The 21,426-nt window shown below is 44.8% G+C and carries 22 protein-coding genes; 13 read left to right on the top strand and 9 right to left on the bottom strand.

Annotation, left to right across the window (positions count from 1 at the left end):
- Window position 1: 1 nt before the first annotated feature.
- Entirely contained in the window at window positions 2–721 is a 720-nt protein-coding gene (locus tag AAA939_RS00815) for an aggregation-promoting factor C-terminal-like domain-containing protein (protein WP_338207535.1), read from the bottom strand.
- 387 nt (window positions 722–1,108) lie between these two features.
- Here AAA939_RS00815 and AAA939_RS00820 point away from each other — a divergent pair, with 387 nt between their 5' ends.
- Entirely contained in the window at window positions 1,109–2,503 is a 1,395-nt protein-coding gene (locus tag AAA939_RS00820; RefSeq protein ID WP_338207534.1) for an aspartate ammonia-lyase, read from the top strand.
- Window positions 2,504–2,520: 17 nt separating this feature from the next.
- Here AAA939_RS00820 and AAA939_RS00825 read toward each other — a convergent pair whose 3' ends face one another.
- The 5 genes from AAA939_RS00825 to AAA939_RS00845 form a co-directional block, all read right to left on the bottom strand.
- Window positions 2,521–3,138: a DNA-3-methyladenine glycosylase I gene (locus AAA939_RS00825; protein WP_338207533.1), complete on the bottom strand. Its 618-nt coding sequence runs from the start codon at window positions 3,136–3,138 to the stop codon at window positions 2,521–2,523.
- Between the two features lie 147 nt (window positions 3,139–3,285).
- The gene (locus tag AAA939_RS00830) at window positions 3,286–4,662 is read right to left on the bottom strand and encodes a DHA2 family efflux MFS transporter permease subunit (protein ID WP_338207532.1); all 1,377 of its coding nucleotides are present in this window, start codon (window positions 4,660–4,662) and stop codon (window positions 3,286–3,288) included.
- A gap of 163 nt (window positions 4,663–4,825) precedes the next feature.
- Window positions 4,826–5,371, bottom strand: coding sequence for a hypothetical protein (locus tag AAA939_RS00835; protein WP_338207531.1), 546 nt, complete (start codon window positions 5,369–5,371; stop codon window positions 4,826–4,828).
- Window positions 5,372–5,377: 6 nt separating this feature from the next.
- On the bottom strand, window positions 5,378–5,905 hold the full coding sequence (locus tag AAA939_RS00840) for a GNAT family N-acetyltransferase (protein ID WP_338207530.1): 528 nt from the start codon (window positions 5,903–5,905) through the stop codon (window positions 5,378–5,380).
- A gap of 430 nt (window positions 5,906–6,335) precedes the next feature.
- Entirely contained in the window at window positions 6,336–6,917 is a 582-nt protein-coding gene (locus tag AAA939_RS00845; RefSeq protein ID WP_338207529.1) for a LysM peptidoglycan-binding domain-containing protein, read from the bottom strand.
- Between the two features lie 707 nt (window positions 6,918–7,624).
- On the opposite strand from AAA939_RS00845, the gene AAA939_RS00850 reads away from it, so the two are divergent.
- The 6 genes from AAA939_RS00850 to AAA939_RS00875 all read left to right on the top strand — a co-directional run bounded on the left by AAA939_RS00850 (window position 7,625) and on the right by AAA939_RS00875 (window position 12,560).
- Window positions 7,625–9,007: a glycoside hydrolase family 1 protein gene (locus tag AAA939_RS00850; protein ID WP_338207701.1), complete on the top strand. Its 1,383-nt coding sequence runs from the start codon at window positions 7,625–7,627 to the stop codon at window positions 9,005–9,007.
- Window positions 9,007–10,455, top strand: a complete 1,449-nt coding sequence (locus AAA939_RS00855) for a PTS sugar transporter subunit IIC (RefSeq protein ID WP_338207528.1) — start codon at window positions 9,007–9,009, stop codon at window positions 10,453–10,455. The genes AAA939_RS00850 and AAA939_RS00855 overlap by 1 nt, the downstream gene beginning before the upstream one ends.
- A 19-nt stretch (window positions 10,456–10,474) precedes the next feature.
- Entirely contained in the window at window positions 10,475–10,801 is a 327-nt protein-coding gene (locus AAA939_RS00860) for a PTS sugar transporter subunit IIB (protein WP_057707524.1), read from the top strand.
- A 23-nt stretch (window positions 10,802–10,824) separates the two neighbouring features.
- A complete protein-coding gene (locus AAA939_RS00865; RefSeq protein WP_338207527.1) occupies window positions 10,825–11,067 on the top strand; it encodes a hypothetical protein in 243 nt (80 codons plus the stop codon).
- 182 nt (window positions 11,068–11,249) lie between these two features.
- On the top strand, window positions 11,250–11,684 hold the full coding sequence (locus AAA939_RS00870; protein ID WP_338207526.1) for a PTS glucose transporter subunit IIA: 435 nt from the start codon (window positions 11,250–11,252) through the stop codon (window positions 11,682–11,684).
- 426 nt (window positions 11,685–12,110) lie between these two features.
- Window positions 12,111–12,560, top strand: a complete 450-nt coding sequence (locus AAA939_RS00875; RefSeq protein WP_338207525.1) for a hypothetical protein — start codon at window positions 12,111–12,113, stop codon at window positions 12,558–12,560.
- 26 nt (window positions 12,561–12,586) lie between these two features.
- Here the strand turns inward: AAA939_RS00875 and AAA939_RS00880 are convergent, their stop codons facing one another.
- Both AAA939_RS00880 and AAA939_RS00885 read right to left on the bottom strand, forming a co-directional pair.
- Complete coding sequence (locus AAA939_RS00880; protein ID WP_338207524.1) at window positions 12,587–13,375, bottom strand: helix-turn-helix domain-containing protein; 789 nt, start codon at window positions 13,373–13,375, stop codon at window positions 12,587–12,589.
- A 130-nt stretch (window positions 13,376–13,505) separates the two neighbouring features.
- Window positions 13,506–13,832, bottom strand: coding sequence for a hypothetical protein (locus AAA939_RS00885; protein WP_338207523.1), 327 nt, complete (start codon window positions 13,830–13,832; stop codon window positions 13,506–13,508).
- Window positions 13,833–14,009: 177 nt separating this feature from the next.
- On the opposite strand from AAA939_RS00885, the gene AAA939_RS00890 reads away from it, so the two are divergent.
- From AAA939_RS00890 to AAA939_RS00915, 6 genes are all read left to right on the top strand, one after another.
- Window positions 14,010–14,843, top strand: coding sequence for a metallophosphoesterase family protein (locus AAA939_RS00890; RefSeq protein WP_338207522.1), 834 nt, complete (start codon window positions 14,010–14,012; stop codon window positions 14,841–14,843).
- 88 nt (window positions 14,844–14,931) lie between these two features.
- Window positions 14,932–15,294 (top strand): hypothetical protein, encoded by a 363-nt coding sequence (locus tag AAA939_RS00895; RefSeq protein WP_338207521.1) that lies wholly within the window; start codon window positions 14,932–14,934, stop codon window positions 15,292–15,294.
- 223 nt (window positions 15,295–15,517) lie between these two features.
- Window positions 15,518–18,970 (top strand): LamG-like jellyroll fold domain-containing protein, encoded by a 3,453-nt coding sequence (locus AAA939_RS00900; protein ID WP_338230405.1) that lies wholly within the window; start codon window positions 15,518–15,520, stop codon window positions 18,968–18,970.
- A gap of 360 nt (window positions 18,971–19,330) precedes the next feature.
- Window positions 19,331–19,894: a cadmium resistance transporter gene (locus AAA939_RS00905; protein WP_338207519.1), complete on the top strand. Its 564-nt coding sequence runs from the start codon at window positions 19,331–19,333 to the stop codon at window positions 19,892–19,894.
- Between the two features lie 17 nt (window positions 19,895–19,911).
- The gene (locus AAA939_RS00910) at window positions 19,912–20,235 is read left to right on the top strand and encodes an ArsR/SmtB family transcription factor (RefSeq protein WP_338207518.1); all 324 of its coding nucleotides are present in this window, start codon (window positions 19,912–19,914) and stop codon (window positions 20,233–20,235) included.
- A gap of 91 nt (window positions 20,236–20,326) precedes the next feature.
- The gene (locus AAA939_RS00915) at window positions 20,327–21,004 is read left to right on the top strand and encodes a TVP38/TMEM64 family protein (RefSeq protein ID WP_338207517.1); all 678 of its coding nucleotides are present in this window, start codon (window positions 20,327–20,329) and stop codon (window positions 21,002–21,004) included.
- 67 nt (window positions 21,005–21,071) lie between these two features.
- On the opposite strand, the gene AAA939_RS00920 is transcribed toward AAA939_RS00915, so the two are convergent.
- On the bottom strand, window positions 21,072–21,350 hold the full coding sequence (locus AAA939_RS00920; RefSeq protein WP_338207516.1) for a hypothetical protein: 279 nt from the start codon (window positions 21,348–21,350) through the stop codon (window positions 21,072–21,074).
- Window positions 21,351–21,426 lie beyond the last annotated feature (76 nt).

Here is a 21,426-nt window from a genome sequence, read left to right on the forward strand (position 1 = left end):
ATTAGTACCAGTTGTGACGTAACCAGAAGCGTTTAGCGTTAGTCCATGAACCGTAACGACTTGCAACGTACTTGTTAGCAGCCTTTTCTTGGTTGACTGGTGAGTAGTTGCCGTGTAAGTAAGCCGTTAATAATTGGTAACGACCATAACAACGACCATTACGAGCGGTGTAGCTGTAACGGGATTCGTGGTAGGCAATCCAATTTTTAGCAGAGCGTTGCGCGTTAGAGAGCTTAGCGTTGATTTTGGCGATTTGTTGGCTTTGTGTTAACTTCTTCTTCTTTTTAGCCTTTTTAACTTTTTTAGCGGCCTTTTTAAGTGCAGCTTTTTGGGCCTTCTTAGCGGCAGCCTTTTGAGCTTTCTTTGCTGCTTTAGCAGCTGCCTTTTGTGCTTTTTTGGCCGCTTTCTTAGCCTTTTTAGCGGCTTTCTTTAATGCAGCCTTCTTGGCCGCTTTTTTGCTGACTTTCTTGGCTTTTTTAATCTTTTTAGTTGTCTTCTTTTTAGTGACGGCCTTTTTAACAACTTTTTTAGTAGCTACTTTAGGAGCGGCCTTTTTGGTGACCTTAGCCGTTTTAGTGGTATTACTTGCAACTACAGATGAAGCAGCAGCTTCGGTAGTGGTGGCTGCTTGGACAGCTACGTTGGCAGTTAATCCTAAACCACAACTAATAACTAATAAACTAATGATCGATTTTATCTTAGATTTTTTGTTTTTTTGCATGTATGTAAACTTCCCCGTTCGTCGAAATTCTTAACCCTATTGAACAGGATACTTTAAGAATGTTGCAGTTGTGTTACTAAGCGATTACTAGGAAATTAAAAAAGCGTCACATCGGCTAAAATTCAACAAAATTACTGAATAAGCCCGAAAAACTGATTTGAGCACTAACGAACGATATTGGATTGGTCTACGAAAACTCATTTTACTATCGGTTGATTATCTTAAGCTTTAAACGGCATTGACAGTGTAATTCAAATCAAAATTCTTAAATGACATAAGTATCCTAAATGATTAGGTTTAGCGGTTGTGAATTTTCAAAAATGGTCTAAACTCTAAGTCATTCATGTAAGAACTTCTGACATGAAATCCAATTGAGAGGGTTTTGTTATGCGAATTGAAGAGGATTGTATTGGTAAACTGCCAGTTGAAGAGAATGCATTATACGGTATTCATACAGTACGCGCGGTTCATAACTTTCCAGTTACGAAAGAACGCATGGACCCGCTACTGATTCATAATTTAATTCAGATCAAAAAGGCGGCTGCGGCCGTGAACTTCAAAGCGGGTACGCTGACAGCTGATAAACAGCGTGCCATTACTGCCGCTTGTGACCAATTGCTATTAGGGCGGCACGCGGATAGCTTCATTGTGCCGGCGATCCAAGGTGGCGCCGGTACTTCTGCAAATATGAACGTGAATGAAGTTATTGCCAACTTAGCCCATCAACTTGACCCGGACGTTATGGTGCATCCTAACGATGACGTGAACCAATCGCAATCAACTAATGATACTTTTCCAACGGCAGGTAAGATGGCGTTATGTGCGCAATTGCCGGGCTTATTGGCTGCGATTGAACAGTTGGCACAGGCCTTATTGATTAAATCCAAACGGTATCAAGATGCCATTAAAGTTGGGCGTACACAGTTAGAAGATGCTGTTCCAACGACGTATGGGCGGACCTTCCATGCGTATTATCAACTTTTCAACCGGGATTTGGCGCGGGTCAAATCCGCGGGCGAACACTTACGGGTCGTAAACTTAGGTGGTACTGCGATTGGGACGGGCATTAACGCAACCAAGTATTACCAAACACATATTATTGATGCCTTGAACGCAAACGTTCACTTGGCATTACAATCAGCACCTGACTTAGTTGATGCCACGCAAAATTGTGACGGCTTTGTTGAATTTTCAGGTGCCATGAAGATTTTAGCCGCTGATCTTTCTAAATTTAGCAATGATTTACGGTTGCTTGGCAGTGGGCCACAATCAGGGCTTGGCGAACTTAATTTACCGGCGAAACAAGCGGGCTCATCAATTATGCCCGATAAAGTTAACCCGGTCATTCCGGAAGTGGTCAACCAAGTTGCGTTTGAAGTCATGGGCAATGACGTTACCGTAACGATGGCCGCTGAGGCGGGGCAACTTGAGTTAAATGCGTTTGAACCCATTATGTTACGGGCACTGTTGGAGAGCGAACGACACTTACAACGCGCAATGCAGACGCTCGTTGAGAACTGTGTTCGTGACGTAACCGTTAACCGGAAACGATGTGCTGACCAAGTCGCACACTCAACGATTACGGCGACCGTCTTATCCCCGTACCTCGGGTATGAAGTCACGACTGGGTTGATTAAGAAAGCCTTGGCGACCCACAGTTCGGTACCAGCGCTATTGCGCGAACGGCACCTGTTAGCGCCAGCCCTGATTGATCAACTGTTTTCACCTGCCGGCTTGATGCAACCTAGGGATACTAGCATTAGTATGACCAAACAGGCTTAATGGCTTAATTGAATCGGTCAACATAAACGTTCGTCAGTAATCTGGCGGACGTTTTTTGCTTTGATGATGCCTCTGTGATCTCGCCGTGCCGTGATTAGGCCAGTTGTGACGAGCCAAGCTTGGATCGTTATGGCGCCAGCAAATTGAAACCCATCAGCTTGCATTTGCTTGGATAATTGTTTGCTAATTGCGGTCTGGCGGGGAAGGTCACGCAGGTGTTCAACGGATAAAACGAGTTGTTGATAGTGGATTTGGTGCCATAGGTACTGATCAAATGAGCCGTATTGCCAAATTAACCGCCGAATAACGTTAGCGTTGTGAATCACGGCGCCAATCTTGCGGGCGTTGCGGATAATCGTAGGGTTTCGTAGTAGCTCGGCAATGGTCAGTGGGGTCATCTGCGCGACTTGGTTAATGTTCCAGTGGGCAAAGGCGGCGTCAAAGGACTGCCGCTTGTTGAGGACGACTTGCCAGTTCAAGCCAGCCGCAAAGCCGACGAGACTTAGCAGTTCAAAGAGGTGGGCATCATTATGAATAGGGATGCCCCACTCATTTTCAAAGTAATGACGGTAATCAGGATTGTCAGGGTAATAACGGTTAAACAGTGGATCATCATCAAACCAATCAGTAATCACGGGACGGCCTCAGCTTTCTAAGTTGACGGGAATATTTTAAGCGACACTTATAAGTACGCTAAATAGCAGAAGTTTCGGTCAAAAAAGAAGCTGGAATAAAAATAACCTATCCATCCAGAAATTTCTGAATAGATAGGTTATATCCCTCTAAGTTGTGACGTTAAGACTTTTTTGCTTTGAGAGGTGGCGGGCCACGACTAGTGAAATCAGTAGGAGGGTCAAGCAGACGATGAAGCCCGCTTCGATACCCAAATAGCCGGCACCGGACCAATGCTGATTAACGTTTGCGACGACGGCAACGATCAGCGCCGTCCCAAATGAAGCGGCGACCTGACGAATCGTGTTGAAGGTGGCAACGCCGTCCGGCACCATGTTATAGGGAAGTAGCCCTAACGCGTGGGTCTGTAACGGAATTAGCATCGTGACTAATCCAAGTTGGCGAACGGTCTGAAAAATTGCGAGCACGATTGGGGTACTGTTCGTTCCAATCAAGGCTTGCAAAAGCGTCCCCGTACAGTCGATGGCTAGTCCGGTAAAGACTAAGATGCGGACGTTCAAGCGGTCGTACAACCGACCACTGAGCCGTGAGAGGGTCCCAGTTAAAATAGCGCCGGGAAGGATCACGAGACCCGAGACTAGTGCGCTCCGATGTTGAATCGTTTGGATCAGCAACGGCAACAGAATCGCATTGCCATACATCGTTGCCGTAATGAGCGTATTAATGGTCGTGGCGACAACGAATTGTTGGTGGTTGAAAACGTGCAGATTAATCAGTGGTTGGGTTTTGCGGCGTTGTGATAAGTAGAATAGCACCACAAAGACTAAGCCTAATACGATCAAACCACCGACGCGCCACGACAAAAAGCTGGCTGAAGAGATACTCGAGAGGCCCATTAACAGCGACCATAAGCCAATACTGATTAGAATGAACCCGCGGGTGTCAAAAGTAGGCAGCTCATTGTGCGCAATGTTAGGTAAAATGGCAATCGAGGCAATCAGCGTGATGACGATAAACGGGATGATCACGATAAATAAGTAGCGCCATGATAAGTAATCCAAGATAACGCCTGAGACGGTCGGGCCAATGATGGGTGAAAAGTTAAAGGCTAAGCCAATAATCCCCATAATGGCCCCCTTTTTGTCGGGCTGCGCATAGCGAATGGCCAACACGTTGACTAGTGGCATCATCATACCGGCGCCGACTGCTTGGACCATGCGTGCGATGATCACGACAAAAAATTGTGTCCCGACGGCACCCAGTGCGGTTCCTAATAAGAAAATTGCAGTTGCCAGAATAAAGAGGTGGCGGAATGAAAAACGGCGGATCAGGTAGGCGCTCACGGGAATCATGAGCGCGTTGACTAGCATATAGCCGTTGGTGATCCACTGGACTTGTGCTTCAGTGACGTTAAAAACGGTCATTAATTGTGGTAGGGCGGTATTCATTAACGTGGAACAGAGAATACCGAAAAAGGTTCCAAACACCATCACAATAAGTGACCGCGCGATACGTGGATTGGTCAATGGCGTTCATCCTTTCAAATTGAGATTCATAAAAACACACTTCTTTTAGCCTAGCATCACGGGACGAATTGTCAATGTAATGAAAGGTCAACCATACGAAAAGCACACCGTAAAACCGAAACCGATTCTACAGTATGCTTTATTTTTGACGTTTGAATTGTGCTTAGTGGTGCTTAACGACTTGAAGTTGGTCGAGCATTCCGTAAACTTTTTTAGCCGCGTGGTCGGCGCGAAGCTGTTTCAAAATATGGGCTTCACTAACCGTTGCGGTTTGATCAGCTTCGAAGGTGTGGACCCCAAAGCTATCGTAAGTTACCGTGTGGTCCGCGTTGAGGGTAAACCAGTTTGGTTCCAACTGTTTGGCTTCCTCACGGATATTTTGATCTGGCCAAACGAGGTATTTCGTTTTAGCATGACCAGGATAAATTTCCACCTGCCAACCCTTCTTAAAGTCGGAAACTTCTTGCCAGCGCTGAATTTTCAAGTGCTTGACGGCGTAATAAATAATTCCCGCGTACTTTAATTCGGGTTGCTTTTTCCAAGCACGGTGGGTTAACGGTGGTACTGATGGTTGGGGCTTCTTTTTGGCAACGGGTGCGGTGGCCGGTTTGGACGCTGGTTGTGAGGTTTGTCGATTCACAACTAGCAGGGTGCCAGCCAGTAGTAAGAGAACGAGTAACCCGCCGCCTAACCAGTAACGCTTCTTCATGGGAGCCTACAGGCCAAACGCCTTAGAATAGTGGACCGTACCGTGAACGCCATCAAGACCGTTTGGCGCCAATGATTTGATCATGTAGGCGTCGTCGGGCACGTCAAAACCGGCTTGAATGTCGAATTGACTAGCAGGACGGTACCCGAACTTACTGTAATAGTCTGGCCAGCCAAGAATGCTGACATAGGTTGCACCAGAGATGCGGGCGCGTTGTTCCAATTTTTGCATTAACCGGCGACCGATGCCTTCTTTTTGATGGGCTGGGGCGACGGCTAATGGGGCCAGTGCCAGGCCGGTTGTCGTCTTGGTGCCGTCACTGATGGTGATGGGACTGAGTACGCCAAGGCCAACGGGCTGTTGTTGGCGGTCAAAAGCAACGACTTCTAAGTAAGCTTGGTAAGCCGGATCTTCGCGCAAGGCGTGGATTAATTCGACTTCACCGTCGTAACCGTGTTCGGTCTGGGTAAAAGCATCTTTGACTAGTTTATCAACAGCGTCGTAGTCGGCTGGTTGAATTGTTTTGATTTGCATGATGAGACTCCTTTATTCAATCGATTAAATTTTTAGGTTACACGTAATCTGAAAATGACAGCGCTTAAAATTCAATTATGGACGTTTTTTGAGGGATTGTCTAGTCAGCTGTGGAAATGGTTAAAGATGACGTCTCAACAGGGGATGATGGGCTCAATCGCAGGCGCGCAATTGCGACGCTGAGTCATGATTACTTTAGAAGACACAATTGGGACAAAGCCCAAACTCTTTTTCCATCTCCGAATATTTATAGTCGAAACGTGTGATAAAAGACTTTGATGCAACCGAGCTACGAAATACGAACGATTGACAATGCACAATCATTCGTATTCCTAGGCTATGCTCGGTAGCAAACCGTCTTTTGTCCCACTCTCGACACAAAAAAACGCCTGGAATTTTCCAGACGTTTTTCAAATACTTAAACGTAAGCTTAAAGTGCCCAGGCTTGCATGCCTTGTGCATTGTAAAGTGCAACGGCTGCGTTGACTTGTGCTTCAACGGAACCACCTGAGATGTGCATGTTTTGGAACAAGCCGTAAGCACCACTCGTGCTGTTAACGACGTTTGGTTGCCAGTTAGATTCACGCGTAATGATCGTGTTCCAAGTTGAAGCGGAAACGCCAGTCCGTGATTCCATTTGGCCTAAAACGTAGCTTTGCAGGTTGCTGCCAGTATAGCTAGACGTTGCGGTACTAGTGGTTGATGAAGTCTTATCACTAGTCGTTTTGGTACTAGTAGTGTTGGCAGTAGTCGTCGTTGCTGCAGTGGCAGTGTTAGCCGTTGACTTCGTACCAATCGTTAATTTTTGGCCAGGTAAGATGAAATGACCTTTAATGTTATTAGTTGATTCGATCTTGTTCATTGAAGTGTTAAATTTTTGGGAGATTGCCCAAACAGAGTCGCCTGATTTAACCGTGTAAGTTGAGTCGGCATTTGCGGTTAAGACACCGGCAAATAATAAGCTAACGGCTGCGGCTGAAGTAGTTAAGATAGTAGTTACGATTTTTTTCAAAATATACACACTCCTATAATTTGTGAACGTCGATTAGTGTCAAATTTATATACGTTGTCTCTCTTTCGCTCTCGCTTAACAACAGAACCCAGTCTAACCCCGGCGTATTACTTGGAAGTATCGCGAATTTTAAGAACGCAATGCAAAGATTACAGGAATGGCGGTTGTTGTAATCTTTGTAACGGTTTTGACATCTTTTGAAGATTCGATAAATCCGTTACCAAAGCCCGCATAACTAGGGTGATTGCGATTATTAGGACAAGCTTTAAATGAAGTTTGTTACGGAAAATTGGGACTTTGTTATCTGCGTTTTATTGCTAAAATCATGGGTTTTTATCGAAAAAAACATTATTTTTGGCTAATTTTATTGTTTTAAACTAAAAGTTTGGACTTATATCGGCTAAAAAATGGGTAATAATGGCGATGCGATTATTGAAATGGACAAATTTTGCGTTGATCAATCCATACTATAGAAGAAAAAAGAAAAAATTAAGTGCAACGAAGTTAGTTGAGCCTAATGATGGTGCGTTTTAGAAGCGATTAGTCAACGACTTTATAACTGTAGCCATCATAATAAGTTAAGCTCATTAAATTTAAAAACATATACTTTTATATAAATTAGGGTTGTTTTTTATCGGGATATCCGTTATTATTTTCTTTGAGGAAAACGTTTTCTAAATGAAGCTTAGGAGGAATATCGGGTGAATATGAAAGAGAAGCGACAAATGCCCAAAGGTTTTTTCTGGGGCAACTCAGTTTCAAGTATGCAAACTGAAGGTGCCTACAACCTGGATGGCAAAGGTCAGTCCGTTTACGATGTGCGTCCGGCAACGGACAAGACGTCTGATTGGCACGACGCCATTGATGAGTACCACCGTTACGAAGAAGATCTGGATATTATGAAGGATCTCAACATGAATATGTACCGGATTCAAATCTCTTGGTCCCGGGTCGTTCCGGATGGCGATGGTGAATTTAACGAAGCAGGGATTGCTTTTTACGACCGGCTAGTTGATGCCATGCTAGCACGGGGGATTACTCCGATGATCTGCCTGTACCATTTCGACATGCCGTTAGCATTGGCTCAAAAAGAAAATGGGTTTATGTCACGCCACGTCGTTGATGCGTTTGTCCGCTTCGGGGAAAAGATGATTGAACACTTTGCTGACCGGGTGAAGTACTGGATTACCTTTAATGAACATAACCTTTACTTTACCGATGAAGTTTTCAACATTTCAGGTTATGAACATGGTGATAAGAGCATTAATGATATGTATCGGATTTTTCACCACACCGTTTTAGCGCACGCACGCTTAGACGCATTTGTTCACAGCCATTATGAAGATGTCCAAATTGGCGGGATGTTAGCTTATACGCCGGTCTATCCGGAAACGGCTAACCCAGTCGATGTGATGGTGGCCCGTAAGAGTGACGAGTTCTTGAATAATAACTTGAACGACGCCTATGTCTACGGCCATTACTCACCAGAAGTGTTGCATTACGTTGAAGAAACCGGGATTGATTATGATTTACAGCATGGTGATATGGCAATCATCGCAAAAATGAAAGCGGATTTTTTAGCCTTTAGTTATTATCGGTCAGCGGTCGTTAATGGGGACAAGGTTCCCGCTGACGCCGTACCAAATCGTTATTTCAATTATACGTTTGAGGCAAACCGTTTCTTAGATGCGAGTCCATGGGGATGGACGATTGATCCACTTGGTTTCCGGAACCTGATCACGAAGTTATATGACCAGTATCAGATTCCCGTTTTCCCAATTGAAAATGGGATTGGCCTCCGTGAAACTTGGGACGGGCAACACATGATCGAAGATGATCAACGAATCAAGTATCACCGTGAGCATATCAAAGCAATGAAAGATGCCATCTTGATCGATGGTGCTCAAGTCTTAGGTTACCTGGGCTGGGGATTGATTGATATTCCAAGTTCACACGCTGACATTGAGAAACGTTACGGGGTTGTTTATGTCAACCGGAGTAATCATGATTTGAAAGATTTAAAGCGGGTTCCTAAGAAGTCGTACTACTGGCTACAAGGGGTCCTTGCAAAAAATGGAGATGAATTGTAATGGAAAATAGCGGTAGTAATAGCGGATTCAGCAAGTTTGTCAATGACAAAATCATGCCACCAGTAATGAAGTTTGTGAATACCAAAGCTGTTAAGGCCATGCAAGATGGGATGATTTATTCTTTACCATTTATCATTATCGGGTCGATCTTCCTGATTTTATCGAACATTCCCATTCCAGCGGTAGCGGCCGCTGTTCAGAGTTCTGGTTGGGCCGCCTTCTTTAGTCAAGCTTACAATGCTAGTTTCGGATTGTTGTCAATTTGGGCAGTTGTTGGGATTGCCTACGTCTACGTTCGCAACGAAGGATATGAAGCGTTGCCAGCTGGTTTGACGGCGTTATCATCATTCTTCTTGATCCAATTGATGCAGATTGATAACCCAGTTAAAACGGCGATGGTCAGTGGGACGACTGGTGCGACGGCTAAGGCCGTTGCAGCCAGCGTTAACCACTTACCCGCAGCTGTTAAAACGTTAGTCACTTCGCCCGTTAACGGCGTCTTTAACTTAACTTGGTTAGGCGGCCAAGGGATGATTGCCGCTTTGATCGTTGGGTTATTAGTTGGTTGGTCATACTCTGCAATGATTCGTAAAGGTTGGAAGATTACCTTACCAGAACAAGTCCCAGCCAGTGTTGCTAAACAATTTACAGCTATGATTCCAGCCGGTGTGATCTTATTTGTTTCAATGTTCATCTACGCTGGTTTCAAGATCTTCATGAATACCGACTTCTTACAATGGGTCTACGAATTACTTGAATTACCAATGCAAGGTTTATCAGATTCACTCTTGGGTGCGGTTGTCATTGGCTTTGCTGTTTCATTCTTCTGGTTCTTCGGGGTCCATGGTGGCTTGATCGTTGGGACCATTGCCGGGGTATTCTTGATGCCTAATACGGCGGCAAACGCAGCGTTGTCACACGCTGGTCGTTTAACCTTAGCCAACGGTGCTCACATTGTTACTAATGAATTCTATAACAACTTTATTAACTTGACCGGGTCAGGGATTACGATTGGGCTGGTGCTCTTCACCTTGTTCTTTGCGAAATCCAAGCAGTTTAAGACCTTAGGTAAAATCGAATTAGTTCCTGCTATTTTCAATATTAACGAACCATTCCTGTTCGGGTTGCCATTAGTTATGAACCCATTCTTAGCAATTCCATTCTTCTTAACACCCGTTGTCGTTGCCATTTCGACTTACACGGTGATTGCGACTGGAATTGTGCCACCGCTAAATGGGGTAGCCGCACCATGGACGACACCAGCAATTATTTCTGGTTTCTTCATTGGTGGTTGGAAGATGGCGTTGTGGCAAGCCTGCACGTTAGCCATTTCAACGGCAATCTACTTCCCATTTGCTAAGAAGTACGATGCCATGTTATACAAACAAGAAGAAGCTAAGTTGGCTGCAGAAGCTGCTGCTGGCAACGCTGAAGCTGAAAAGATTTAATTTAGAGGAGATTATCACGATGGCTGAAAAAATTATTATGTTGGCATGCTCCGCAGGGATGTCAACGTCACTCTTAGTTTCAAAGATGCAAGCTGCCGCTAAGGCTGACGGTGTGGACTACGAAATCTTTGCAAAGTCCGCGTCAGAAATCCCAGCCCAGCTGGAATCAGACAAGAAGCCGGACGTTTTATTGCTCGGCCCACAGATTCGTTACATGTTTAACGATGTTAAGAAACGGACGGATGCCGCTGGAATTCCAATGGATATTATCAATATGTCCGATTACGGCATGATGAACGGTGAGAACGTCTTGCAGACTGCTGAAAAGATGCTTGGCGATAAGTAAGATCAAGTAGGGAGGGTCAAAAAATGAGTGTTGTTACGGTTAAAACTTTTGAAAAGGATCATCATACCTACGTTGTCGGCACAGATGACGCTGGTCAAGTCCACGTTGCCGTCGATGGTGGCCCAGACGCGAAGGGTTACTATTTCGGTGGAACGGTCCGTTTTCCCAAGGGTTTACACATTGGGGAACAAATACAAATGTCACTGACCCTTGACTGTGATGCTGAAATTCAAAAAGGTTTTGCAGCGGCCAAACAGGCTAACTAACCCTAGATAGTTAGGCTTGTCGCAAAATAAAAATCATTCTGAGACGCTCGTCTTGGGGTGATTTTTTAGTGATTGAAATAATCTTTTTTCTAAAAAGGCTTGACCTGGAACCCGTTTGATAACGTAGGATGACCTTGTAGAGAAGTAACGGCGGGTCACATAATCAACGGGAGGACACTATTATGGGATTATTTTCATTTGGTAAAAGAGTAAAATTATACGCGCCAGTTGATGGAAAACTGACTGATTTAGCGGAAAATACTGGATTTTCAGTTGAACCAAGTAATCATCATATTTATAGTCCGGTGACCGGGACGGTAAGTACCCTTGCACCAGAGCAAAACGTGATTGAGCTAATGAGCGGCAAGGTACTGGTACGCGTCCGGTGCAGCCAGCCGTTAGCGGGCGAAACGGCGACGTACGTTCACGAAGGAGATACGGTAACGCCTGCAACCCCGATTGCGTTCATGGATCAAGACGTCCTCGAAGAAGCCGATGAAGACGCAACTGTCAGGGTGACTGTGGATAAAACGACAAATTGGATTAAAAAGTTAAGGTTATCCACCAGTGGACAAGTGAGCCACGACCAAAAAGTGGGTAAGTTGATTGCAAGGTAAGCGGAAAAAATCAGAGTGGGCCAAAAGGCGGTAAGTTTGTGAGCATTAACGTGAAACCAGCGATTATTCCTGGGTTTGGAATGGTCGCTGGTTGCGGATTAAGCGGAACAAATTGCCTTTTGGTACACGTTTCGACCATAATAATAGGGAAGCCATTCAGAAGTAGTTGATTTCTGAATGGCTTTTTGAGTTTTATCCACACTCTTTGGTGACGCCAGATGTGATTAATAATAATTCAGTAAGGATTGTGAAAATGGTAACAATATTGATTGACAATAAGATTGGTTACGATAAGCTGATTATAAATGAATGCGGTTACATCGGTGATTCTGGCTGTAATCGATTCGACAACTAAACCTGTGCGCGGAGCCGCGCAACCATGGGGATGGGTGCGACTCTGTGACACTAACTTTGGAGGGGTTCAGCATGAAAAAGTTTAAATCAGGTGCCTTTTGGGCCACCAACATCATTGTGTCTTTCGGGATGGCATCAGTGATGAGTACCGTGACGCCGTTGTTACTAGGCGCGCCCTTAGTTTGGGAAAGCACTCGCTTTCTTATTTTATCCACAGGGTGTGTTGCTTTGTTTTCCACAACCTGTTTACCGTTACACGAATTAAGCCACTGGGTGATGCACTTATTCACAGCACGTCAACTATCTCTGTTGGAAGATATTATCTTTACCATTTTTATTACGGCAATAATGGCAACGTCAGCGCAAGTCCTGATGGGCCAAGTCCAGTTAGTTTTCTGGGTGGGGCTAGCGAGGATATTCCCAGTATTAGTTGTGATCGCATTCTTTAGTGTCATGTTATTCAAAAAAATTGCCGACGTCGTTGTAGGGGCAGTGGTGGCACGCCACAAACGCGTCATCTGAGATGCAAAAACGAATTCAACCTCATTTCAGAGTGTTGAATTCGTTTTTGTTTGGCGCTGTTTTTTTAATGAAGCTTGATATTCTGCGTTGATACCGTTGAGTTGCTGATGAAAAGTGGTGATTAACGCGTTCATCTTTTGTTGATAATGCCGGTCAATGTCGTAGCCGCCGGTAACATCGGTTGTCGCGTTCAAGTAGTGCACTAATGCTGGGTCGTCACCAAGCTTTTCGTATAAGTCAACGTTGTCTAGTAGCCGAATGATTCGGTTATACTTCCCGGTAAAGGTGCGCCGAATGAGTTGAATTCGTTTCCGATAACGATCACAGGCACTGTTAATAACAGCGGACGGTTCTGGATAGGCAATGGCGGAAAAATCCCTTAGAACCGCTGGTAAAACCTGATTGATTGCGTTATCGATAAAGGGATCAATATCGGTACTGACAACGCTGCTTTCGGGTTCCTGTGCCTGAGAATTAAAAACGTCACCGGATAAAATACCAGGGTTGGTCGTCGTCAAATCGACGTATTCCCATAATAAAACGTTAAACTCCGGATTATTAAGACCATCATTTTTTAAGACGTTAAAAACATAGTCGTGTAAGTCTCCGTGTTGTAAAAAACTAACCGATGTTTCAAGTGCTTGGGCAATCTTGACTAATCGCTCACCATGGGGGTGCGTGCGTCCTTTTTCCCAGTCGTTAATGGTACTTTTGCCAGCAACGCCAACCATGGCTGCGAGGGTGGCCATACTGAAATGGTTGGCTTGCCGCAACGTTTTGATACGTTGCCCAACTTCGGATTTATTGTTTGTCACCAGACACACCTCCCTTGATATTGAATACAAGTTCAATTTTAGCATACGGGGTGTGGATAATTAATGGTGACAAAGGTTAATTAAACAAAAAAAGTTGTGTGGTGATGCCAGTCACAGCCAACTGGATCATTTAGATGAAGTCGCGGATGGCTTGAATCAGGGTCGGCCCGGTATTGACGGTGTGACCATCCAACGTAATATCGTAAGCTTGATTGTTATGCTGTTGGACGGTACCTAAGACCGCTAATTTTTCATCGTGGTTGTGGATAATTAAGATAAAGTGGGGTTGGTCGAGCAGAATCGTAATACGCGCGTCCAAGAGGCGGGTGAGTTCGCTGATTAAGTCGAGTTTGACGGTGTGAAGGCCACTAAAACCATCTTGAACGATGGTCCGTAAGCAAGTTTCTAAATGAATAAATGGTGCGTTGGCGCTGAGCCGTGCAGGTAAGTGTGACATGATAAATCCCCCAATCTATTCAGTTGTCATTAATACTAATCATAATTTATTCTTATCTTGACGCCTATTAGTTGGCCTTTTGTAACGGAATTAATAAGTTTTATTTACGTTTAGAAAAATGAACTTCTTAGGGGGTTCGGGGTATACTAAAACTATCAACTAAAGGAAGTGGGCACGATGTTACGAAAAATTGCGGTGCTGGCTGACGTTCACGGGAATCTATCCGCATTACGGGCGGTGCTGGCAGATGCTCAGCGTGCGGGAGCGACTGATTATTGGTTCTTAGGGGATTTATTTTTACCCGGTCCAGGAACGCAGGACTTGTACGACGCATTAAAGGCGGTTCAGCCACAAGTCTGGTTACAAGGGAACTGGGAACAGGGGATCGACTTCGTGGTTGCTGGGCAGGGACACTGGGGCGACGAGTCGAACGTTTACTTTGCACGTTTGACGATGTACTTGGTACAACGTCTGGCATCAGCGGACTACCAAGCGTTAGTGCACCGTCCGATTGCGACGACGATGGTGGTCAACGGGCTTAATTTTGGGCTTTCTCATAATCAACCCGAACGGTCGACGGGACACGATTTGTACCCGGCAGAGGCACAGAAAAACTTTGACCACTTAGCGAAGGACCATGATGTCGCCATCTATGGACACACGCATCAACAGCTCATGCGGACGTCTTCGAGCGGACAGCTGATCATCAATCCGGGCGCAACCGGGCAGCCGTACAGTCCGTATCAGAAGCTGATGGCGGACCAACGCGCACACTACGCGTTACTAACCGTTACCGATACGGGACAACTGGCCGTCGATTTTCGAAAAGTGACTTACGATATTAATGCTGAAATTGCGGCGGCTAAGGCCGCGCAATTACCGTACGCCGATTTATATGCGCACTTACGCCAGACCGGTTTTACCAGTACCCACGACCAGGACTTATTACGGCGCGTTAATACTGAACACGGCTATTTGGCGGAAGTTCGAGAATTTTTTAAGCATGATTAACCATAGGACAATCCGCCTCAAGTTTGACGAACCAGCAAGCCGGCCCGTATAATGGACTTTAATTGTTTTTTATAAGGAGGGGCTGATTGTGAACTTTGGGTGGTCCGAGTGGTTCGGTTTTAAGAACCGGGTCAAAGAAAACATGATTTTTACAAAGACAGTTGATGGTGAAACGATCACTAAGAAAGTTTACGGCTCATTTAACTGGTGGGCGCTATTATTTACTTGGTTTTATGCGCTATTCAGTGTCCGGTGTCGAACACCGTACTTTATGATTAAATCGGCCGTGCCGTTTTTAGCCCTAGTATTGGTCAATATGGTTGTGCAACTCCTGTTTTCAGAAAACGTCAGCCTGATTATTAACCTTTTAGGTGCAATCTGGTACGGGACGATGTTTGAAACTTGGTTTAAAAATCAACTTGTAGATAATGGCTATCAACGCGAACAATAATCGATGGATAAGGCGACTACCGAATAGGGGGCGCCTTTTTGCTTGCCTAAATCGTGTCGTACCAGCATTAACTAATGACTGTGATTATTAGTGTATGGTTATCTCGACACAAACTATATCTTTTCTTTACATGGTTCGCTGTGAATAATTTACATTGGTTCTTTATGCTTGTTTTCATGGTTATGAATGTAATCATAATAAACTATTTGGAGTGATACCTTTAATGAAGCCGCGAGTTATAACGACCTTATTAATCTGTTCATCTATTTTGACAACGACGGTAACCCCCGCCGTTGCCGCCGTAACAAATTCAAACGAATCATCTGCAACGATGGTGAAATCTGCCGCTGCGACTAAGGCAAAAGCGGATACCCCAACGACAACGAATGCTGTCTCTGATTCAGCGTTTGTTGATTTACAGTTGAAGAATGGCCAATTGACTGACTTAAAGGGCCAGACTAAATGGACTAAGAAGGGTAACCCCACGACGACTACGGATCCTGAATTACCGGGTGAAGTCCATAACTTTGATGGAGATTCAGCATTTTACACGACTTTTTCATCCGCACAGTTTGACAAGCTGAAAAACGGTATGGCAATTGAAGCGTACTTTAAGTACGATCCCGCAGCCAATACTGGTGGCGAACATGACATTTTTTCTAGCCAACAAGCCGGTGGCCTAGGATTAGGAATTCTGAATGGTGATGTTACGTTTTTTGCGAATGACGGTAAGTATAAGCAGCCACATAGTCCTTTGCGTGCCGGACATTGGGTACACGCAGTTGGTGTGATTGACAAAAATAAGACGGCTAGTTTGTACTTGAACGGTAAGTTAGTTGATTCTTTGGCGATGCCTGGAAACCTGCATTTAGCCCAAGGGACGAATGAGTTTGTTTTGGGTGGTGATGCGGCGAAACCTAATATTTTTGGTGCTCAGGTAGAATCCAAAATGACCGGAAAAATTAAATCGGCCCGGTTATACGACCACACACTGACTGCTGATCAAGTAGCTGCATTGAATAAGGAAGCTTCTGCTGAGACGCATGAAGTATTCCTTGGAAATCAAGCAGTTGAAACGATGATGACCGGCGCAAAAGCAGTTGCAATTGGACATACATACGGGCTAAAAGTGCATGCACGCCAAGTTAAAGCGGGCGAGCAGGGCGAAACGGCAATGGACGTCGTATACGATCCGACCATGTTACAATTCGACAATGCTGAACGAACTTTGGGTGGTTCTAAAACAGCCGTTAAGAAAGTTGAAGACGGGCGTCTCCGAATTACATCGACAGCTGCTTTAACAACGGACGCTTTTATCAAGTATTCCAAGACCCGGTTGGCACATGTAAACTTCACTGCCAAGAAGGCTGGTACCACGAAAGTCAATTTTGAACAGATCACTGAAAACGGTAAGACGCAACTAGGAACCCCACAAACGATTAAAATTCACCCCAAAAAGGATCTGGATTTTAACGGCGATGGTGTCATTGGGGTTGGTGATCTTGTTAAGGCGCCCGATGATAAAAAATCCGAAGTTATTAAGAATGCAGAAATCAAGCCTTATAAACACGTGGTCGTATTAACGACTGATGGTGGTGGTAATTCCTGGGATCCTAAAGGGATGTACCATGCGGAAGGAACGGGCACCCCTGCGTGGACAACGGATCCTAACATTTTAGCTAAGCGGAAAAATCCGTATTTATTGGACTTGTTCAATAATAAGTTTGCAATGAGTACAACCGCTAAATCCGTGCAACCAGCAATTTCAGCGCAGAATTATATTTCCATGTTACATGGTCGCCCATGGGGAACGTTACCAACGGAATATCAAGGGACCAATACAAGCATGGGAGAAAACTATTTTGCAGACTTTGGCAAGGAACAAGCGCAATATCCTTCAGTTTTCAAAATCTTGCAAGATAATAATCCAACTCAGGGAGCTGCGGCTTTTGCTGAATGGGCACCAATCGTTAATTCAATCGTTGAACCAGACGCTTCCGTAAAAACAAAGCAGTCTAGTTCATTGAAGTCATTCGATGACGTTGCTGACTACATTGGAACTTCCGCATTTGATAGTACGTCCCTGGTTTATATGCAAAGTGACTTCATGGATCATACGGGGCATGGTCACGGTTGGTATAACGATAATTATTGGAAACAATATGAACAATATGATGGTATGTTCAAAAAAGTTATGGACCAACTTGAAAAGACTGGTCATATTCATGATACGTTAGTGATTGCCAATGCCGATCACGGTGGTGCTCATAAGGGACATGGTCCTAATACTGGTCCTGATCACGATATCTTCATCGCACTTGGTGGTGACACTGTGGCCAGCGGTCGGCGCTTAAAGGGTGGTAGTAATGCGGATATCTCGTCAATAATTTTAGATGCCTTACAAGTACCACGAGCAAAGCATATGGATAATAATAATGTTTTTGAGGAGTCTGCCTTCCTATCACAAGCTGAATTGGCTAAAAAGAAGCGTGGAAACGTTAAAAAGGTAAACTTGCATCAGCAAGGCAATAAAGCAACCATCGACATTACGGATAATAACGACAACCGTGCATTAAGTGCCGTTGACATGGAAGTTAAGCTTAATGGTCGTGATTTTGATACTGTTGAAGTAGCAAGTGGCGCAAAGATTTTACGTCAGAAAGTTGAAAATGGTGTCTTGAAGTTAATGGTCAGCTTCGACAAGCAACCAGCTGGTAAGTTAGCAACCATTAACCTTAAATCTCTAACGCGCTCAGCTGGAAAAGTGAGTCTTGAAAAAGCCATGCTTGCAAGTCAAGACGGTACGGAAATCCTTGCTGACTTGGCGACTCATGATGCTACGACAGAGCCAGAACAACCAGGAACCAGTGTAAAACCAGGCGGATCCGGTGACAAAGGTCCAGCAGGTGCCACAGGTGACAAAGGCGACAAAGGTTCAACCGGCGCGCAAGGTGACAAAGGCGACAAAGGTTCAACCGGTGCGCAAGGTGACAAAGGCGACAAAGGTTCAACCGGTGCGCAAGGTGACAAAGGCGACAAAGGTTCAACCGGTGCGCAAGGTGACAAAGGCGACAAAGGTTCAACCGGTGCGCAAGGTGAAACAGGTGATAAAGGTCCAGCCGGTGCGCAAGGTGAAACAGGTGATAAAGGTCCAGCCGGTGCGCAAGGTCAAACGGGTGACAAAGGTAAGCCAGGTTCAGATGGCAAACCAGGTTCAGACGGCAAACCAGGTTCAGACGGTAAACCAGGTTCAGACGGCAAACCAGGTTCAGACGGTAAACCAGGTTCAGATGGTAAGCCGGGATTAGACGGTAAACCAGGTTCAGATGGTAAGCCAGGCTCAGACGGTAAGCCGGGAGCAGATGGTAAGCCGGGAGCAGACGGTAAACCAGGTCCTAATGGTCAATCAGGTACTAGTTCCCAAGTTGGCTCCGGTAGCCAATCAAGTACTGGTATCCAAGCTGGTTCTAGCAGCCAATCAAGCACAACCAGCCAAGCAGAAGCAACTACAATGCCAACTGATCAAGCTAGTTCAAGCAGCACAACTAGCCAATCATCAACTGGTTGGTTACCACAAACCGGCGAACAAGTTCAGAAATGGCTTGGAATTGCTGGGTTAGCATTATTAGCCGCAACTAGTGGTGTTGTGATGTGGTTCCGTAAACGCCGCGTTTAAACTTGTTTCTTTGTTTTTAAAGTAAAATACCATAAAGAGTCTTCCAAATAATTTTTGGGAGGCTTTTTTGCGACTAATGGGGAATGAGCCAAGTATTGTGAATGAATTCGGATTTATCCGTAAATCATTGATGACTGATTGAAGATAATCACTTAACTTAGTCCGGATTATCGGATAAAATGAGATTGCCTTGGGAGGCGCGCCTTCAGTATTTAAAGTGGCGTGTAAAGTAGCACTTCGGATGAATTAATGGTCTGGAGTGCTTTTTAGTGTCTAAAATTAAAAGGTTATTTTAATTTGTCCTTTACATATTACATATGCGACATTTAATATATGTTAAAGAGAGTGGGGGGATGCAATTTGAATTATGGCTTATTGGCGTTAACATTTTTGAGTGTTAACTTGGATTTCTTTTTCATGATGATCTTTTTACTAAAGAAGTACCGGGTCTGGCAAGTATTGGTCGGGTACCTGCTAGGAAACCTACTATTATTAACGGCGAGCTTCTTTATCGGTAAGACGCTGGCTCTATTCTTGCCAGAATGGTTATTGGGAATACTGGGATTACTGCCAATTTGGATGGCTTTTCGCAAGGATGACGATGATGACGGGGATAAAACGAGTCGTTCGCCCGTTTTGAGTGTCCTAATTACTTACTTATCAGTCTGTGCGGGGTGTAACCTGTCCATCTTTCTACCAGTTTTGGTTGGGGAAACGATGGGCCACTTTCTAATGACTTTAGGGTTCATCGGGTTTTTGACCATTATCGTGGTCTTTTTGATCAAACTAGTGGCGGATATTCCAGTAGTGGAACGGGTCATGACGGCCCACGGTGAGCGGTTGATGAAGGTTTGCTACGTCTTAATTGGGCTGTACGTCTTTTGGGATAGTGGCTTAATCAGTCATTTAATGGCATTAATATAGGAAGGGAGGACGTTTAGATGGATGTTAGTGAACCGATTTTAGCGGAAGCTGTTAAAATTTATAAGGTGCTCAGCAACGTGAATCGGATTAAAATCTTATACTTCTTGGAAAATAATGAGGCCGACGTTTCCAGTATTGTGGCCCATGTTCAGTTAGCGCAGCCGATTGTGTCGCACCAATTAGCAATTTTATTTCAATATCAGTTGGTCACGCGGAGTAAGCGGGGCAAACACGTCTATTATTGTCTGGACGATCCGCACATCTTAGAAATGGTCAACGCAATGCTGGGCCACGTGGCGCATGAAATTAAACACGCGCCCCATCCAGGACGATCTAAGTAGTTATTTGTGGTGTTTGCCGTGTAATTGATTGCCAGCAGGTCTAATATTAGTGATAATAAGGATATTATCAAAACCAACGGAGGCGTAGCCGGTGAAAGTCAGCTTATCAAAACATCAGTTGATCAGTGTGGCCGCAGTACTGGCGGCGCTGCTGATCGTACTGTTAGCAATTCGGTACCACGGCACATGGGACATGTTTCGTGAGCAAGTCTTTGACCAGTCAGCAATTGTGGCCCAAGTTCGGCGTCATCGGGCCGTCGATATTTTATTAGTGGTCCCGTTACTGATTTGTTTTTCAATCATTCCCGGTGCACCGGTGGCGACCATTAGCGTGATTGCGGGGATCTGTTTTGGTAAGGGCCTGGGAGCCGTCCTCAACATTATCGGAATTACGCTAGGCAACTTGATTGCCCAACGGGTCTTTAACCGCGTGACTGAAAAACAAACCGCTAAACCTAGTAAGATTGTTGATGCGATTGAAAACATGCGTCACCCGCTGCTGGGAATTATTATTGGGTACACGATTCCGTTCATTCCAACGTCATTAGTGAGTTTGGCGGCGGTCAAGACGGGTGTGACGCCACGTAAGCTTGCACTGGCAACGTTGGTTGGAAGTATTCCAACCGCCGTGATCTACGCTTGTGGCGGGGATGAACTCATCAAGGCGCACTTTAAAAATGCGTTGGGATTAGCCGTAATCGTCGTGTTATTGATTGGGTTGCTCTGGTTGATTCGCCACGACCGGCGTACGAATACTAAAACTGAATAACTAAAATACCGATTGCAAGTCATTAAGATGATGACTCGCAATCGGTATTTTGATCAATAGAACGTAATTATTGCATGACTGGTGGATTTTTGTGGTGTTTCAAATCGGTAATTTGCTCAGCGGTCAACGGGATCGTCTTGAGCGGTAGAAAGTGTTCCGAGAGTTCAGTACTAGGATCTGCTTTGAAAATAATGACTGCCCTATTTTCTAAATCTAACCGATAAACTAACCGTTGTTGCTCTGTTTCGACATAAACCGCCGTATCTGTAAATGGTCGCCACGTGAATTCAGTGGTGGGTAAAAGTTCCCACCGTTCTAATGCATCGTAAGTCTCGTTTGGGGTCAATCCGAACACTCCTTTCAATCCTTAACACAAGGCTATTATAAGATGTTTAGGAATTATATTCAATTAAAGTTCACTA

Origin of the sequence: Lactiplantibacillus paraxiangfangensis, from assembly GCF_036246185.1 — a bacterium.
In the GTDB taxonomy this organism is placed as follows: domain Bacteria; phylum Bacillota; class Bacilli; order Lactobacillales; family Lactobacillaceae; genus Lactiplantibacillus; species Lactiplantibacillus paraxiangfangensis.

Excerpts from the sequence above, each read along its gene's own strand:
- AAA939_RS00815 (WP_338207535.1), bottom strand. The coding sequence starts at position 721 with ATGCAAAAAAACAAAAAATCTAAGATAAAATCGATCATTAGTTTATTA.
- AAA939_RS00820 (WP_338207534.1), top strand. The coding sequence starts at position 1,109 with ATGCGAATTGAAGAGGATTGTATTGGTAAACTGCCAGTTGAAGAGAAT.
- AAA939_RS00835 (WP_338207531.1), bottom strand. The coding sequence starts at position 5,371 with ATGAAGAAGCGTTACTGGTTAGGCGGCGGGTTACTCGTTCTCTTACTA.
- AAA939_RS00840 (WP_338207530.1), bottom strand. The coding sequence starts at position 5,905 with ATGCAAATCAAAACAATTCAACCAGCCGACTACGACGCTGTTGATAAA.
- AAA939_RS00850 (WP_338207701.1), top strand. The coding sequence starts at position 7,625 with ATGAAAGAGAAGCGACAAATGCCCAAAGGTTTTTTCTGGGGCAACTCA.
- AAA939_RS00855 (WP_338207528.1), top strand. The coding sequence starts at position 9,007 with ATGGAAAATAGCGGTAGTAATAGCGGATTCAGCAAGTTTGTCAATGAC.
- AAA939_RS00860 (WP_057707524.1), top strand. The coding sequence starts at position 10,475 with ATGGCTGAAAAAATTATTATGTTGGCATGCTCCGCAGGGATGTCAACG.
- AAA939_RS00865 (WP_338207527.1), top strand. The coding sequence starts at position 10,825 with ATGAGTGTTGTTACGGTTAAAACTTTTGAAAAGGATCATCATACCTAC.
- AAA939_RS00870 (WP_338207526.1), top strand. The coding sequence starts at position 11,250 with ATGGGATTATTTTCATTTGGTAAAAGAGTAAAATTATACGCGCCAGTT.
- AAA939_RS00875 (WP_338207525.1), top strand. The coding sequence starts at position 12,111 with ATGAAAAAGTTTAAATCAGGTGCCTTTTGGGCCACCAACATCATTGTG.
- AAA939_RS00885 (WP_338207523.1), bottom strand. The coding sequence starts at position 13,832 with ATGTCACACTTACCTGCACGGCTCAGCGCCAACGCACCATTTATTCAT.
- AAA939_RS00890 (WP_338207522.1), top strand. The coding sequence starts at position 14,010 with ATGTTACGAAAAATTGCGGTGCTGGCTGACGTTCACGGGAATCTATCC.
- AAA939_RS00900 (WP_338230405.1), top strand. The coding sequence starts at position 15,518 with ATGAAGCCGCGAGTTATAACGACCTTATTAATCTGTTCATCTATTTTG.
- AAA939_RS00910 (WP_338207518.1), top strand. The coding sequence starts at position 19,912 with ATGGATGTTAGTGAACCGATTTTAGCGGAAGCTGTTAAAATTTATAAG.